Origin of the sequence: Caenimonas aquaedulcis (assembly GCF_015831345.1) — a bacterium.
Classification (GTDB): Bacteria; Pseudomonadota; Gammaproteobacteria; order Burkholderiales; family Burkholderiaceae_C; genus Ramlibacter; species Ramlibacter aquaedulcis.
Window position 1 is genome coordinate 2,420,878 of record NZ_JADWYS010000001.1, and the last position, 13,083, is coordinate 2,433,960.

Below are 13,083 nucleotides of genomic sequence, written 5' to 3' on the forward strand. Positions count from 1 at the left end.
ACCGACGTGCCTGCCTGCGACACCGCCATCTGGAGAGGAACCGCCACCGCGGAGCATCGCGCGCCCGCCGCCGGGGCCCGGCAGTTCGCCGTCGAATGGGCGCGCTCGCAGGACGATGTGACCGAAGCGCAGCGCCTGCGCTATCGCGTCTTCTCGCAGGAGATGGGCGCTCGGCTGTCGCCGCCGCCGGGCTCGCCGCCGGGGCTCGACATCGACCGCTTCGATCCCTTTTGCGAGCACCTGCTCGTGCGCGCCGTGGAACGCGGGACACGCGGCCCGGTCGTCGGCACCTATCGCGTGCTGTCGCCTTCGCAGGCACGCAAGGCGGGCGGCTACTACAGCGACGCCGAGTTCGACCTCGCGCCGCTGGCGGGGCTGCGCGCGCGCGCCGTGGAGCTCGGGCGCTCCTGCGTGCACGCGGACTGGCGGCTGGGCGGCGTGATCATGGGCATGTGGAGTGCCCTGGGCGAATACATGCTGCGCCACGGGCTGGACACGATGATCGGGTGCGCCAGCATCGGTCTGGCCGATGGCCTGCTGCCGGCGCTGGCGCTGTGGGAAGGACTGCGGCACACCCACCTCGCCGCGCCGCAATGGCGCGTGACACCGCATTGCGTCCTGCCCGGCGCCTCGCTCGACGAACCCCTGGCGACGCCGGCGGCGCCACGCGCGATGCCCGACGCGCCGCCGCTCATCAAGGGCTACCTGCGCTGCGGCGCGCGCGTGCTCGGCCCTCCGGCGCTGGACGCGCAGTTCAACACGGCGGACCTGCCGATGATGCTGCGGCTGCAGGACATGGCGCCGCGCTACCGGAAGCACTTCCTCGAGGCCGCTTGAACCCGCGGCGTAGCCTGCGCTGGGTGGTCGCGGGCCAATTCATCGGCGCGCTGGCTGACAACGCCCTGCTGCTCGTCGCGCTCGCCATTCTTCTCGAGCGCCACGCGCCGGCCTGGAACGCGCCCGCGCTGCGCATGGTGTTCTATCTCTCGTACGTCCTGCTGTCCGCGTTCGCGGGCGCCATCGCCGACGCGTGGCCGAAGAAGCGGATGCTGGTCGCGATCAACCTGCTGAAGGTCGGCGGATGCGCGGTACTCCTGACCGGCGCCACGCCGCTCCTGGCCTATGCGCTCATCGGGATCGGGGCGGCGACGCACGCGCCGGCGCGCTACGGCATCCTGTCGGAATTCACGCCCGAGGGCGAGCTGCTCGCGGCGAATGCATGGATGGAGATTGCCACGGTGCTCGCATTGCTGATGGGCACCGTCTGGGGCAGCCTGCTGCTGCAAGGCGGCTGGGGACTGGCGCTTCCAGCGTACGGCATCGCGTCCAACGCCGCGCTCACGCTGGGCGCCGCCTACGTGCTCGCGGCGCTGTGCGCCCTGCCCGTGCGGGCCGCCGCAGCCAGCAGCCCCCGCGCGCTCGCGCGGCCCGCCGCGCTGGTGCGGGAATTCGCGCACAGCGCAAGGACACTGTGGCGCGACCCGGTGGCGCGCGTCTCCCTCACCGCCACCTGCGTGTTCTGGGCGGCGGCCGCTGTCTTGCAGTTCGTGATCCTGCGCTGGTCCGTGGAGCAGCTGGGCCTGACACTCGCGCAGGCCGGCCTGATGCAGGGCGCCGTCGCCGCGGGGACGATCGCGGGCGCCGCGGCCGCCGGCAAGTGGATCCGCGAGGATCGTGCCCTGCAAACCTGGCCGCTGGGACTCGCCCTGGCCGCCGCGGTGGCGTCGATGGCTGCGGTCGCTTCCGTGCCGGTGGCCGCCGCGCTGATGCTGGCCGTCGGCGCGATGTCGGGGCTGCTGCTGGTGCCGATGAACACGGTGCTGCAACGGCGCGGGCTCGCCCTCATGCATCCGGGCCAGTCGATCGCGGTCCAGAACTTCAGCGAAAACCTCGCCTCGCTGCTGGCGCTCGCGGCCTACGGCGCGACCCGCCTTCAGCGATAGAAAGCTTCGACCTTGCCCTTGAGCTTGAGCATGAGCGGCTGGCCCTTGCGGTCCACCGTCTTGCTCGCGGGCACCTTGATCCAGCCTTCGCTGATGCAATATTCCTCGACGTCGTGCCGCTCCTTGCCGTTGAAGCGGATGCCGATGTCGTGTTCGAAGACCGCCGCGACGTGGTGCGGGCTGCGCGGGTCCGCGCTCAGGTGGTCGGGCAGTTCCGGACGGGACGGCGCGGCGGTGGGGGGAGTGGCTTCTTCCATGGGCAGCATTGTGCGTCCAACTAGAGGCTGAACTCGTACTCCACCGTGATCGGCGCGTGGTCGGAGAAGCGCTCGGTCTTGTAGATCTCCTCATCGCGTGCGCGCTCGGCCATCGCGGGCGTGGCGAGGTGGTAGTCCAGCCGCCACCCCACGTTCTTGGCGTACGCCTGCCCGCGGTTGCTCCACCAGGTGTAGCAGGCCTCGGTCGCCTCGGGCTTGAGCCGGCGGTAGACGTCCACCAGGCCCGTCTCGGAAATGATCTTCGTCATCCACGCCCGCTCCTCGGGCAGGAAGCCGCTGTTCTTCCGGTTGCCCTTGAAATTCTTGAGGTCGCTCTCGTTGTGCGCGATGTTCACGTCGCCGCACAGGATGAATTCCCGCTCCTTCTTCAACCTCACGAGATGCGGGTCGAGCTCCGCCAGGAAGCGGAATTTGGCCCGCTGGCGCTCTTCGCCGGACGAGCCGCTGGGGAAGTAACAGCTGATCACGGAAAACTTGCGCTTCGGCGTGTCGAAACGCAACTCGACATAGCGGCCCTCCGCGTCGAATTCCGGGGAGCCGTAGCCGACGATGACGTCGCTGGGCGCATGCTTCGTGTAGACCGCGACGCCGGAATAGCCCTTTTTCTCCGCGAAGTGGAAGTGGCCGGTGAGTCCCGCCATCTGCTCGAAGCGGCCCTCGACGTCGGGCTTTTGCGCCTTGACCTCCTGCAGGCAAATACAATCCGGCTTGGTTTTCGCAATCCAGGCTTCCACGCCCTTGCTGGCGGCCGAACGGATGCCGTTCAGGTTGAGGCTGGTCAGTTTGAACAAGGATTTCCCCATGGTGGCAACTCGCGGGCAGGATCAGCTTGCCCTGGATTTCGTTCAGTTTTCGGTGGAGTCCGGCGTGCTGCGCTTCGGCCAGTTCAAGACCAAGGCCGGGCGGATGTCGCCGTACTTCTTCAACGCCGGTCTCTTCGACGACGGGGCGAAGCTGGGCCGGCTGGCGCAATTCTATGCACAGCGCATCCTCGCCTCAGGCATCGAGTTCGACATGATCTTCGGGCCTGCGTACAAGGGCATCGCCCTGGCCGCGGCCGTTGCCATCGAGCTGGCGCGCCTGGGACGCAATGTCCCCTACGCCTACAACCGCAAGGAAGCCAAGGATCATGGCGAAGGGGGAACTCTGGTGGGCGCGCCGGTCAAAGGGAAGGTGCTGATCGTGGACGACGTGATGTCGGCGGGCACGGCGGCACGCGAATCCATCGCCATCATCCGGGCGGCGGGGGGCGTGCCTCATGCGATGGCGATTGCGCTGGACCGGCAGGAAAAGGCGACGGAGAACGGGGTGGATGTGAACCACAGCGCCGTGCAGTACGTGCGCGACCAGCTCGGATTGAAGGTTTGCGCGATTGCGCGGCTTGCGGATTTGCTTCAGTATTTGGAACAACACAGTGGCCAGGCCCTGGGCGAGTATCACGAGCAGGTGCTCGCCTACCGGGATCGCTACGGCGTCGAATAGAGGATTTTTCGTGCGCAGCACGTTCGGGCGACACATCTTTGCGGGGTTGCTGTTGGGTTTCCTGTGCGCCGGCGCAGGTGCCCAGGGCATCTACACGTGCGTCGATGCCAAGGGCCGCCGCCTCACGGCCGACCGGCCGATCGCCGAATGCACGGACCGCGAGCAGCGCGAGCTCACCAAGGACGGCATGCTCAAACGCAAGATCGGGCCGACCCTCACCGCGGAAGAACGCGCGGTCGAAGAAGAAAAAAATCGCCTCGCCATCGAGGAAAAAAACCGCCAGGCCGAGGAGAGGAAGCGCGAGCGGGCGCTGCTCGTGCGCTATCCCGACAAGGCCGCCCACGACAAGGAGCGCGCAATCGCGCTGGCGGTGATCGATGAAACCATCAAGGTCGCGAACACCAACACCGAGCACCTCGTGACGCAGCGCAGGAAGCTCGACCTGGACGTGGAGTTCTTCAAGGGCAACCCGGACAAGGCCCCGCTGACCCTCAGGCGGCAGCTCGAGGAGAACGAGACGCAGCTGCAGGCGCAGAAGCGCTTCGTCGCGAACCAGGAAGAAGAGAAGAAACGCATCAACACGCGCTTCGACGAAGAGCTCGTCAAGCTCCGGGCGCTGTGGGCGCAGCGGGTTTCCCCGCCTTCCGCCACCGCGAAGAAGTAACTACTGCGCCAGCTTGCGGCGCAGCACCTCGTTCACCTGCGCCGGGTTCGCCTTGCCCTTGCTCGCCTTCATCGCCTGGCCGACCAGCGCGTTGAAGGCCTTGTCCTTGCCGGCCTTGAACTGCGCCACGTTGTCCGGGTTGGCGGCGAGCACCTCGTCGATGATCGCCTCCAGCGCGCCGGTGTCGTTCATCTGCTTCAGGCCCTTCGACTCGATGATCGCGTCCACGTCGCTGCCCTCCCCGGTCCACAGCACTTCGAACACCTGCTTCGCCGCATTGTTGGAGATGGTGTTGTCCGCGATGCGGCCGATCAGGGAGGCGAGCACCGCCGCCGGGACCGGTGCCGTCTCGATGGATGTTTCGCCGGCATTGATCCTGCGCGAGAGCTCGCCCATGATCCAGTTGCTCGCGAGCTTCGGCTGGCCGCTCGCCTTCGCGGCGGCCTCGAAGTACGCCGCCATCGCCTTGCTCTGCGTGAGCGTGGTCGCGTCGTATTCCGGCAGGCCGTAATCCTTGACGAATCGCGCCGCCATCACGCGGGGCAATTCCGCCATCTGAGACTTCACGCGTTCGACCCATTCGGGCGCCACCACGAGCGGCGGCAGGTCCGGGTCGGGGAAGTAGCGGTAGTCCGCGGCGTCTTCCTTGGTGCGCATCGCGCGCGTCTCGCCCGTGTCGGGGTCGAACAACACGGTGGCCTGCTGGATGGCGCGGCCGTCCTCGATCTCCTCGATCTGCCAGCGGATCTCGTAGTCGATCGCCTGCTGCATGAACTTGAAGCTGTTCAGGTTCTTGATCTCGCGGCGCGTGCCGAGCTCGGCGCCGGGCTTTCGCACCGACACGTTGGCGTCGCAGCGGAAGGAGCCTTCCTGCATGTTGCCGTCGCAGATGCCGATCCAGGTGACGATCTTGTGCAGCTCCTTCGCATAAGCGACAGCCTCTTCGGAAGAGCGCATGTCGGGCTCCGTCACGATCTCCAGCAGCGGCGTCCCTGCGCGGTTCAGGTCGATGCCCGACTGGCCGACGAAGTCCTCGTGCAGCGACTTGCCGGCGTCTTCCTCGAGGTGCGCGCGCACCAGGCGCACGGACTTCTTGTCCTCGCCGAGATAGAACTCAACGCTGCCACCCTGCACCACCGGAATCTCGAACTGGCTGATCTGGTAGCCCTTGGGCAGGTCCGGATAGAAGTAGTTCTTGCGCGCGAAGACGCTGCGCTCGGCAATCTTCGCGTTGACCGCGAGGCCGAATTCGATCGCGCGTTCCACCGCGCCCTTGTTCATCACCGGCAGCGTGCCGGGTAACGCGAGGTCGACCGGGCTGGCCTGCGTGTTCGGCTCCGCGCCGAAGGCCGTGGGCGAGCGGCTGAAGATCTTGGATCGGGTGGAGAGCTGGGCATGCGTCTCGAAGCCGATGACGACTTCGTAGCCCTGGATCAGTTTTGTGGTCATAGACGGACTCCCGCCGGGCCGCCCCAAGGGAGGCCAGCCCCCTCGGGGGGCAGCGAGTACACGAAGTGACGAGCGTGGGGGCTCAAAGGAATCCTTCGGGCTTGCGGAGGTGGAAATCGGTGGCTTGCTGGAAGCGATGCGCGGCGTTCAGCAATTTGCCCTCGGCGAAGTAGTTGCCGAGCAGTTGGATGCCGACCGGCATGTTCGCGTCGCCGAAACCGCAGGGGATGCTCATCCCGGGCAGGCCCGCGAGCGAGCCGGGCAGCGTGAAGATGTCGGCGAGGTAGTCGGCCAGCGGGTCGTTGCCGTGCTCGCCGAGCTTCCACGCGACGGTCGGGGCGACGGGCCCAGCGATCACGTCGCACTGTTTGAACGCCTGCTGGAAGTCGTCGGCGATCATGCGGCGGATCTTCTGCGCCTGCAGGTAGTAGGCGTCGTAGTACCCGTGCGAGAGCACGTAGGTGCCGATCATGATGCGGCGCTTGACCTCGTCGCCGAAGCCTTCCGCGCGCGTCTTCTTGTACATGTCGAGCAGGTCGGCGTACTGCTTCGCGCGATGGCCGAACTTCACGCCGTCGAAACGCGAAAGGTTCGACGATGCTTCGGCGGGCGCGATGATGTAGTAAACGGGGATCGCGAGCTCGGTGCGGGGCAGCGACACCTCGACGAGTTTTGCGCCAAGCTTTTCGTATTGCTTCAACGCCGCGTCGATCGCGCCGCGCACATCGGCGGACAAACCTTCGCCGAAGAATTCCTTCGGGATCCCGATGCGAAGGCCCGCGATAGACGCATCGAGCGACTTCGTGAAGTCTTCGGCAGGCACGTCGAGCGAAGTCGAATCGCGGTCGGGGTCGGGCGCGCACACGGTGGACATCAGCAGCGCGCAGTCCTGCGCGCTGCGGGCCATCACGCCGGCCTGGTCCAGGCTGGACGCGAAGGCGATCATCCCGTAGCGGGACGCGCGGCCATAGGTCGGCTTGATGCCGGTGATGCCGCAAAAGGAGGCCGGCTGGCGGATCGAGCCGCCGGTGTCGGTGCCGGTCGACGCGGGTGCGAGGCGCGCCGCGACGGCAGCGGCGCTGCCGCCCGACGAGCCGCCGGGGATGCGCGTGACATCCCACGGATTGCGAACCGGCTTGTACGCGGAGTTTTCGTTGGACGAACCCATCGCGAATTCGTCGCAGTTCAGCTTGCCGAGCGTGACGACGCCGGCCTGCGCGAGCCGCGCGACGACGGTGGCATCGAAGGGCGAGCGATAACCTTCCAACATCTTCGAGCCCGCGGTCGTCGCGAAATCCTTGGTGACGAAGATGTCCTTGTGCGCGAGCGGCACGCCCAGCAGCGGAGCGGCGTCGCCGCGCGCGATGCGGGCATCGGCTTCGCGGGCCTGCGCCAGCGTGACGGCTTCGTCGGTGTCTAGGTAGGCGCCGAGCGATTCGTGCTGCCGGCCGCGCGCGAGGAAATGCTGGGCGGCCTCGACGGCGGAGACTTCCTTTCTCGCGAGCTTTTCGGCCAGTTCGGTGACGGTGAAGTCGTGCAGCGCGCTCATTCGATCACCTTCGGCACCAGGAACAGGCCCCGCTCCACCGCCGGCGCGCTGCGCTGGTTGGCGTCGCGCTGGTTGGGCTCGCTGGCGACGTCCTCGCGCAGGCGCAGGGCAACGTCCTGGATGGCAGCCACGGGGTGGGCCAGGGGCTCGACGCCGGAGGTATCCACAGCCCGCATCTTCTCGACGATGTCGAAGAAACCGTTGATTTGAGTGAGCATGCGCTCGCTCTCGGCAGGGTTGAGCTCCAGGCGGGCGAGATTGGCGATCCGGGCGATGTCTTGGGATGTGAGGGCCATGGGGAAAAACGGCTCGCGAAAGCAGATGTAAACGGAAATTTCGGCCCCGTTGGGGCCAGTTATTCACAGGGGATCGGGTATTATCCCGCCTTTAGCGCAGCGGCCCCCAGAGGGGCCCTTTTTGCAGAAGAAACGAGGAATTCCCCCATGTTCGGAGCTTTCCGTCGGTATTTTTCAACCGACCTCGCCATTGACCTGGGCACCGCGAACACCCTGATCTTTGTGCGCGACAAGGGCATCGTCCTCGATGAACCATCGGTCGTCGCGATTCGCCACGAAGGCGGCCCCCAGGGCAAGAAGACGATCCAGGCCGTCGGCCACGAAGCCAAGGCCATGCTCGGCAAGGTCCCGGGCAACATCGAGGCGATCCGCCCGATGAAGGACGGCGTGATCGCCGACTTCACCATCACCGAGCAGATGCTCAAGCAATTCATCAAGATGGTCCATCCCCGGTCCGTCCTGAGGCCCTCCCCCCGCATCATCATCTGCGTGCCCTGCGGCTCCACCCAGGTGGAGCGCCGCGCGATCCGCGAATCGGCGCTCGGCGCCGGCGCGAGCGAGGTGTACCTGATCGAGGAGCCGATGGCCGCCGCGATCGGCGCCGGCCTGCCCGTTTCCGAAGCCTCCGGCTCCATGGTCGTCGACATCGGCGGGGGCACGACCGAAGTCGGCGTGATCTCCCTAGGCGGCATGGTCTACAAGGGCAGCGTGCGCGTGGGCGGCGACAAGTTCGACGAGGCCATCATCAGCTACATCCGCCGCAACTACGGCATGCTGATCGGCGAGCCCACGGCCGAATCGATCAAGAAGAACATCGGCTCCGCCTTCCCCGGCAGCGAAGTCAAGGAAATGGAAGTCAAGGGCCGCAACCTCTCCGAAGGCGTGCCGCGCTCGTTCACCATTTCCTCCAACGAAATTCTGGAAGCCTTGACGGACCCGCTGAACAACATCGTGTCGGCCGTCAAGAACGCGCTGGAGCAGACGCCGCCCGAACTCGGCGCGGACATCGCCGAGCGCGGGATGATGCTCACCGGCGGCGGCGCGCTCCTGCGCGACCTCGACCGCCTGCTCGCGGAAGAGACCGGCCTGCCCGTGCTCGTGGCCGAAGACCCGCTCACCTGCGTCGTGCGCGGCTGCGGCATCGCGCTGGAAAGCATGGAGCGCCTCGGCTCGATCTTCACGAGCGAGTAACGGGTTGCCCAGCCCTCTCCCCGGCTGGGAGAGGGAGCAGAATCAGCCATGCCCTTAGGTACCCTCGACAGAAACCCGCCGCCTTTCTTCAAGCAAGGCCCGTCGGCGCTGTCGAAGCTCATGGTGTGCAGCGCGCTCGCGCTGTTCCTCATGGTCGCGGATACCAAGTTCCGCATCGGCCAGCCGCTGCGCTCCGTCGTGGGAACCGTGCTGTACCCCGTCCAGTGGCTCGCGATGCGGCCGGTGTTCCTGGCACGCTACGGCGGCCAGTACTTCGAATCGCTCAGCAGCGCGCAAACGTCCGAAGCAGGCGCGCGCGCCAAGCTCGCGCTGCAGTCGCAACGCGCGAACCAGGTCGAGCAGCTCGCCCTCGAGAACGAGCGCCTGCGCAAGTTGCTGCAGTTGCGCGAACGCGTGACCACACCCGCCATCGCCGCCGAAGTGCTCTACGACGCCGCCGACCCCTACACGCGAAAGGTGATCATCGACAAGGGCCTGACGCAGGGCATCCAGGCCGGCTCGCCGGTGATCGATGAGTCGGGCGTGCTCGGGCAGGTGACGCGCGTGCTGCCGCTGATCAGCGAGGTCACGCTTGTCACGGACCGCGAGCATGCGATCCCGGTGTTGAACGTGCGCACCGGCGCGCGCAGTGTCGCCTACGGCGACGCGTCCACCCACGGCGGCTCGCTGGAGCTGCGCTTCATGGCCGGCAATGCCGATGTGAAAGCGGGTGACCTGCTCACCACCAGCGGCGTGGACGGCGTCTACCCGCCGGGGCTGCCGGTGGCCAAGGTCGACAAGGTGGAGCGCCGGGCCGACTCCGGCTTCGCCCGCATCGCCTGTACGCCCCAGGCGCTCGTCGAAGGGGCGCGGCACGTGATGGTGCTCAAGCCGATGACCGAGCAGATTCCGCCGCGGCCTGCGCCCGAGGACCCGGTGCCGCTGAAGAAAGGGGGCCGCAAATGATCATGCGCCCCGGCCAGCAACTGCTGCTGCCCGCCAACCCGTTCTTCATCTGGGGCAGCCTGCTGCTCGCGCTGCTGGTCAACATGCTGCCGCTCGGCCGCACCCCGTGGATGCCCGACATGGTGGCGCTGGTGCTCGTGTTCTGGAGCGTGCACCAGCCCCTGCGCGTGGGCATCGGCGCCGCCTTCTTCCTCGGCTTGTGCATGGACGTGCACCAGACGGCGCTGCTCGGGCAGCACGCGCTGGCCTACACCGCCCTCAGCTTCCTCGCGATCATGATCCACCGGCGCCTGCTGTGGTTCTCCGTGCCTTCGCAGGCGGTGCAGGTGCTGCCGATCTTCGCGGTGGCGCACGCGATCGAACTCGCGGTGCGCATGCTGGCGGGCGGGGTGTTTCCCGGCTTCAGCGTGATCGTCGCGCCCTTCGCCGAGGCGCTGCTGTGGCCCGTCGTCAGCATCCTCCTGCTCGCCCCGCAGCGCCGCGCCCCCGATCCCGACGCCAACCGACCGCTCTAGCATGACCGTCCTTCGCGACATCGAGCACGACCTCTCCCGGTTTCGCATGCGCGTGTTCGTCGCGAGCATCGTCGTGCTGATCTGCTTCATCCTGCTCGCGACGCGCCTCGTGTACCTTCAGGTGGTGCGTCACACCGACCTCAACGAGCAGGCCGAGAACAACCGGACCTCGATCGTCCCGCTCGTGCCGAACCGCGGCCTCATCACCGACCGCAACGGCATCGTGCTCGCCACCAACTATTCGGCCTACACGCTGGAGGTCACGCCGTCGCGCCTGTCCGCCAGCCTGGAGCAGACCATCGACGATCTCGCGCAGGTGGTGACCATCGAGCCGCGCGACCGGCGGCGCTTCAAGAAGCTGCTCGAGGAATCCAAGAGCTTCGAGTCGCTGCCGGTGCGCACGCGCCTGACCGACGAGGAAGTCGCGCGCTTCGCGGCGCAGAGCTGGCGCTTCCCCGGCGTGGACATCAAGGCGCGCCTCTTTCGCAATTACCCCTATGGCGAGCTCGCGAGCCACGTCATCGGCTACATCGGCCGCGTGAACCAAGCCGAAAAAGCCGTGATCGAGGAGTGGAGCGACGAGGACCAGGCCAACTACCGCGGCACCGACTACATCGGCAAGCTGGGTGTCGAGCAAAGCTACGAGAAGCAGCTGCACGGCGTCACGGGCGTCGAGCAGGTAGAGACCTCCGCCGGCGGCCGCGCGGTGCGCAAGCTCGCGAGCAACGCCGCGACGCCGGGCAACACCGTGCGCATGTCCATCGATATCAAGCTGCAGAAGCTGATCGAGGACCTGTACGGCAACCGCCGCGGCGCGCTCGTCGCGCTGGACCCGAAGAGCGGCGAGGTGCTGGCCTTCGTGAGCAAGCCGACCTTCGACCCCAACCTGTTCGTCGAAGGCATCGACAGCGAGAACTGGCAGGCGCTCAACGAGTCGATCGACAAGCCGCTGCTCAATCGCGCACTGCGCGGCACCTACCCGCCAGGCTCCACCTACAAGCCCTTCATGGCGCTGGCGGCTCTGGAGACCGGCAAGCGCACGCCGCAGCAGGCCATCTCCGACCCGGGCTTCTTCAACTTCGGCGGCCACCGTTTCCGCGACGACAAGGAAGGCGGCCACGGCTCGGTCGACATGTACCGCTCCATCGTGCAGTCGTGCGACACCTACTACTACATGCTCGCGAACGACATGGGCGTGGACCTGATCCACGAGCAGATGCGGCACCTGGGTTTCGGCGACCCCACGGGCATCGATATCCAGGGCGAAGCCCGCGGCCTCCTGCCCTCCACCACCTGGAAGCGCAACGCCTACCGGAAGCCGGAGCAGCAGAAGTGGTACGCGGGCGAAACGATTTCCCTGGGCATCGGGCAGGGCTACAACAACTTCACGATGCTGCAGATCGCGCAGGCGCTCGCCACCGTGGCGAACAACGGCGTGAAGATGAAGCCGCACCTGGTGAAGGACGTCGTGGACATCGTCACCCACGCGCCCACCACCACCGCGCACGAGACCCTCGGGCAACTCGCCGCCAAACCCGAGAACATCGCCGTGATCCGCAACGCGCTGGTCGGCGTGAACATCGAGGGCACGTCGGCCAGCGCATTCAAGGGCGCCGCGTACACGAGCGGCGGCAAGACAGGGACCGCGCAGGTGATCACCATCGCGCAGGGCGCGAAATACAACGCGTCCCAGCTCGACGAGCGACATCGCGACCATGCGCTGTACATGGCGTACGCGCCGGCGGACGATCCGAAGATCGTGCTGGCGATGGTCGTGGAAAACGCGGGCTTCGGCGCGCAGAACTCCGCGCCGATTGCCCGCCGCGCATTCGACTACTGGCTCGCGAACGTGTACCCGAGCGAAGAAGACATGGCCGCGGTGTCGGTGGGCAAGGCCACCACGCCGATCGGCAAGCCGCGTCCCGTGGCCGAGGTGGCATGGCCACCGTCGAGTACCGCATCGGCCTCGGTGGCGCTGTCGCCCGTTGCGATGGCGTCGGGGCCCGCGTCCGCTCCTGCCGTCAAGGCGGCGAGCCCGCCTGCTCGCGCCACGTCCGCGGCTTCCGCAGCGAGCCGCTAACTGAGCAACTGCGCGAGAAAGCCGGGGTGGATGCGCAGCCCGGCGAGGCCCGCGATCCCCATGAGCGTCCCGAAGGCGGCCGGCAGCATGGCCAGGCCGAACAACCACCACTGCTGCGTGAGCGACGCCACCGCGAGCATCGCGATCGCGATGGCGATGGCGGCGTCCGTCAGGTCGAACTGGTCGTCGCGGTAGTTCAGCGCGTCGTAGGTTTCCTGGTCTGCCAGCGCCTGCTTGCGCAACTCCTCCTTCTTTTGCGACTGGTCGGCCGCGAGCTTCTCGTACTGCGCGATCGCGGCGTCGTAGGGCGCGCGTGCCGCGCCGGCCTTCTCGGCGGCCTGCAGGCGCAGCTGCACGAGGGCGGCCTTCGCCACTTCCTCGCGCAGGTTGCGCGCCTGGTAGAACGACCAGTGATCGATCTTGTCCGCCTGCGCCTGCTGCATGGCCTGCACGATGTTGTCGTCCTTCACCTTGCAGATACCCATGAGCGTGCTCAGGAGCGCGACCGAAATCGCGACGCTGGCGTTCAGCCGGGAGACCCGCTCGGGGGCCTGGGTTGCAGGCTCCACGCTGTCGAGGGGATTGATGTCCATGCCCGCATTGTGCAAGCCGCAACCTGAAGGGAGCCCTACTTGCCCTTGACGCCGCGGCGCATCGGGGTGAAGCAGGG

The 13,083-nt window shown here is 67.1% G+C and carries 14 protein-coding genes; 8 read left to right on the top strand and 6 right to left on the bottom strand.

Annotation, left to right across the window (positions count from 1 at the left end; translation table 11 throughout):
* Positions 1-6: 6 nt before the first annotated feature.
* Both I5803_RS11600 and lplT read left to right on the top strand, forming a co-directional pair.
* The gene (locus tag I5803_RS11600; RefSeq protein ID WP_354001654.1) at positions 7-837 is read left to right on the top strand and encodes a GNAT family N-acetyltransferase; all 831 of its coding nucleotides are present in this window, start codon (positions 7-9) and stop codon (positions 835-837) included.
* Positions 834-1,943 carry a lysophospholipid transporter LplT gene (gene lplT / locus I5803_RS11605; protein WP_196986516.1) on the top strand — a complete coding sequence of 370 codons (1,110 nt, stop codon included), beginning with the start codon at positions 834-836 and terminating at the stop codon, positions 1,941-1,943. The genes I5803_RS11600 and lplT overlap by 4 nt, the downstream gene beginning before the upstream one ends.
* Here lplT and I5803_RS11610 read toward each other — a convergent pair.
* Together I5803_RS11610 and I5803_RS11615 are read right to left on the bottom strand one after the other, a co-directional pair.
* Complete coding sequence (locus tag I5803_RS11610; RefSeq protein ID WP_196986517.1) at positions 1,934-2,200, bottom strand: DUF3297 family protein; 267 nt, start codon at positions 2,198-2,200, stop codon at positions 1,934-1,936. The genes lplT and I5803_RS11610 overlap by 10 nt on opposite strands.
* A 20-nt stretch (positions 2,201-2,220) precedes the next feature.
* Entirely contained in the window at positions 2,221-3,012 is a 792-nt protein-coding gene (locus tag I5803_RS11615; protein WP_196986518.1) for an exodeoxyribonuclease III, read from the bottom strand.
* Positions 3,013-3,022: 10 nt separating this feature from the next.
* Between I5803_RS11615 and pyrE the strand changes: the two genes are divergently transcribed.
* Positions 3,023-3,703 carry an orotate phosphoribosyltransferase gene (gene pyrE, locus I5803_RS11620; RefSeq protein WP_196988537.1) on the top strand — a complete coding sequence of 227 codons (681 nt, stop codon included), beginning with the start codon at positions 3,023-3,025 and terminating at the stop codon, positions 3,701-3,703.
* A 10-nt stretch (positions 3,704-3,713) separates the two neighbouring features.
* Positions 3,714-4,367: a DUF4124 domain-containing protein gene (locus tag I5803_RS11625; protein ID WP_354001655.1), complete on the top strand. Its 654-nt coding sequence runs from the start codon at positions 3,714-3,716 to the stop codon at positions 4,365-4,367.
* Here the strand turns inward: I5803_RS11625 and gatB are convergent, their stop codons facing one another.
* The 3 genes from gatB to gatC all read right to left on the bottom strand — a co-directional run bounded on the left by gatB (position 4,368) and on the right by gatC (position 7,661).
* Positions 4,368-5,816 (bottom strand): Asp-tRNA(Asn)/Glu-tRNA(Gln) amidotransferase subunit GatB, encoded by a 1,449-nt coding sequence (gene gatB, locus I5803_RS11630; RefSeq protein ID WP_196986519.1) that lies wholly within the window; start codon positions 5,814-5,816, stop codon positions 4,368-4,370. It lies immediately after the preceding gene.
* An 82-nt stretch (positions 5,817-5,898) separates the two neighbouring features.
* On the bottom strand, positions 5,899-7,365 hold the full coding sequence (gene gatA, locus I5803_RS11635) for an Asp-tRNA(Asn)/Glu-tRNA(Gln) amidotransferase subunit GatA (protein ID WP_196986520.1): 1,467 nt from the start codon (positions 7,363-7,365) through the stop codon (positions 5,899-5,901).
* Entirely contained in the window at positions 7,362-7,661 is a 300-nt protein-coding gene (gatC, locus tag I5803_RS11640; protein WP_196986521.1) for an Asp-tRNA(Asn)/Glu-tRNA(Gln) amidotransferase subunit GatC, read from the bottom strand. The genes gatA and gatC overlap by 4 nt, the downstream gene beginning before the upstream one ends.
* Before the next feature lie 147 nt (positions 7,662-7,808).
* On the opposite strand from gatC, the gene I5803_RS11645 reads away from it, so the two are divergent.
* From I5803_RS11645 to mrdA, 4 genes are read left to right on the top strand one after another with little or no spacing between them, the layout of a single operon-like run.
* Positions 7,809-8,852 (top strand): rod shape-determining protein, encoded by a 1,044-nt coding sequence (locus I5803_RS11645; RefSeq protein WP_196986522.1) that lies wholly within the window; start codon positions 7,809-7,811, stop codon positions 8,850-8,852.
* A 48-nt stretch (positions 8,853-8,900) separates the two neighbouring features.
* Positions 8,901-9,818 carry a rod shape-determining protein MreC gene (mreC, locus tag I5803_RS11650; RefSeq protein WP_196986523.1) on the top strand — a complete coding sequence of 306 codons (918 nt, stop codon included), beginning with the start codon at positions 8,901-8,903 and terminating at the stop codon, positions 9,816-9,818.
* Positions 9,815-10,333, top strand: a complete 519-nt coding sequence (gene mreD / locus I5803_RS11655; RefSeq protein WP_196986524.1) for a rod shape-determining protein MreD — start codon at positions 9,815-9,817, stop codon at positions 10,331-10,333. Before mreC ends, mreD begins: the two co-directional genes overlap by 4 nt.
* 1 nt (position 10,334) lies before the next feature.
* The gene (gene mrdA, locus I5803_RS11660) at positions 10,335-12,413 is read left to right on the top strand and encodes a penicillin-binding protein 2 (RefSeq protein ID WP_196986525.1); all 2,079 of its coding nucleotides are present in this window, start codon (positions 10,335-10,337) and stop codon (positions 12,411-12,413) included.
* Here mrdA and I5803_RS11665 read toward each other — a convergent pair.
* Positions 12,410-13,006: a DUF4337 domain-containing protein gene (locus tag I5803_RS11665; RefSeq protein ID WP_196986526.1), complete on the bottom strand. Its 597-nt coding sequence runs from the start codon at positions 13,004-13,006 to the stop codon at positions 12,410-12,412. The two genes, mrdA and I5803_RS11665, sit on opposite strands and share 4 nt — an antisense overlap.
* Positions 13,007-13,083: the final 77 nt, after the last annotated feature.

Coding starts and splice junctions, on each gene's coding strand:
- I5803_RS11610 (WP_196986517.1), bottom strand. CDS start 2,200: ATGGAAGAAGCCACTCCCCCCACCGCCGCGCCGTCCCGTCCGGAACTG.
- I5803_RS11665 (WP_196986526.1), bottom strand. CDS start 13,006: ATGGACATCAATCCCCTCGACAGCGTGGAGCCTGCAACCCAGGCCCCC.
- pyrE (WP_196988537.1), top strand. CDS start 3,023: ATGGTGGCAACTCGCGGGCAGGATCAGCTTGCCCTGGATTTCGTTCAG.
- gatC (WP_196986521.1), bottom strand. CDS start 7,661: ATGGCCCTCACATCCCAAGACATCGCCCGGATCGCCAATCTCGCCCGC.
- mrdA (WP_196986525.1), top strand. CDS start 10,335: ATGACCGTCCTTCGCGACATCGAGCACGACCTCTCCCGGTTTCGCATG.
- I5803_RS11645 (WP_196986522.1), top strand. CDS start 7,809: ATGTTCGGAGCTTTCCGTCGGTATTTTTCAACCGACCTCGCCATTGAC.
- gatA (WP_196986520.1), bottom strand. CDS start 7,365: ATGAGCGCGCTGCACGACTTCACCGTCACCGAACTGGCCGAAAAGCTC.
- gatB (WP_196986519.1), bottom strand. CDS start 5,816: ATGACCACAAAACTGATCCAGGGCTACGAAGTCGTCATCGGCTTCGAG.
- mreC (WP_196986523.1), top strand. CDS start 8,901: ATGCCCTTAGGTACCCTCGACAGAAACCCGCCGCCTTTCTTCAAGCAA.
- mreD (WP_196986524.1), top strand. CDS start 9,815: ATGATCATGCGCCCCGGCCAGCAACTGCTGCTGCCCGCCAACCCGTTC.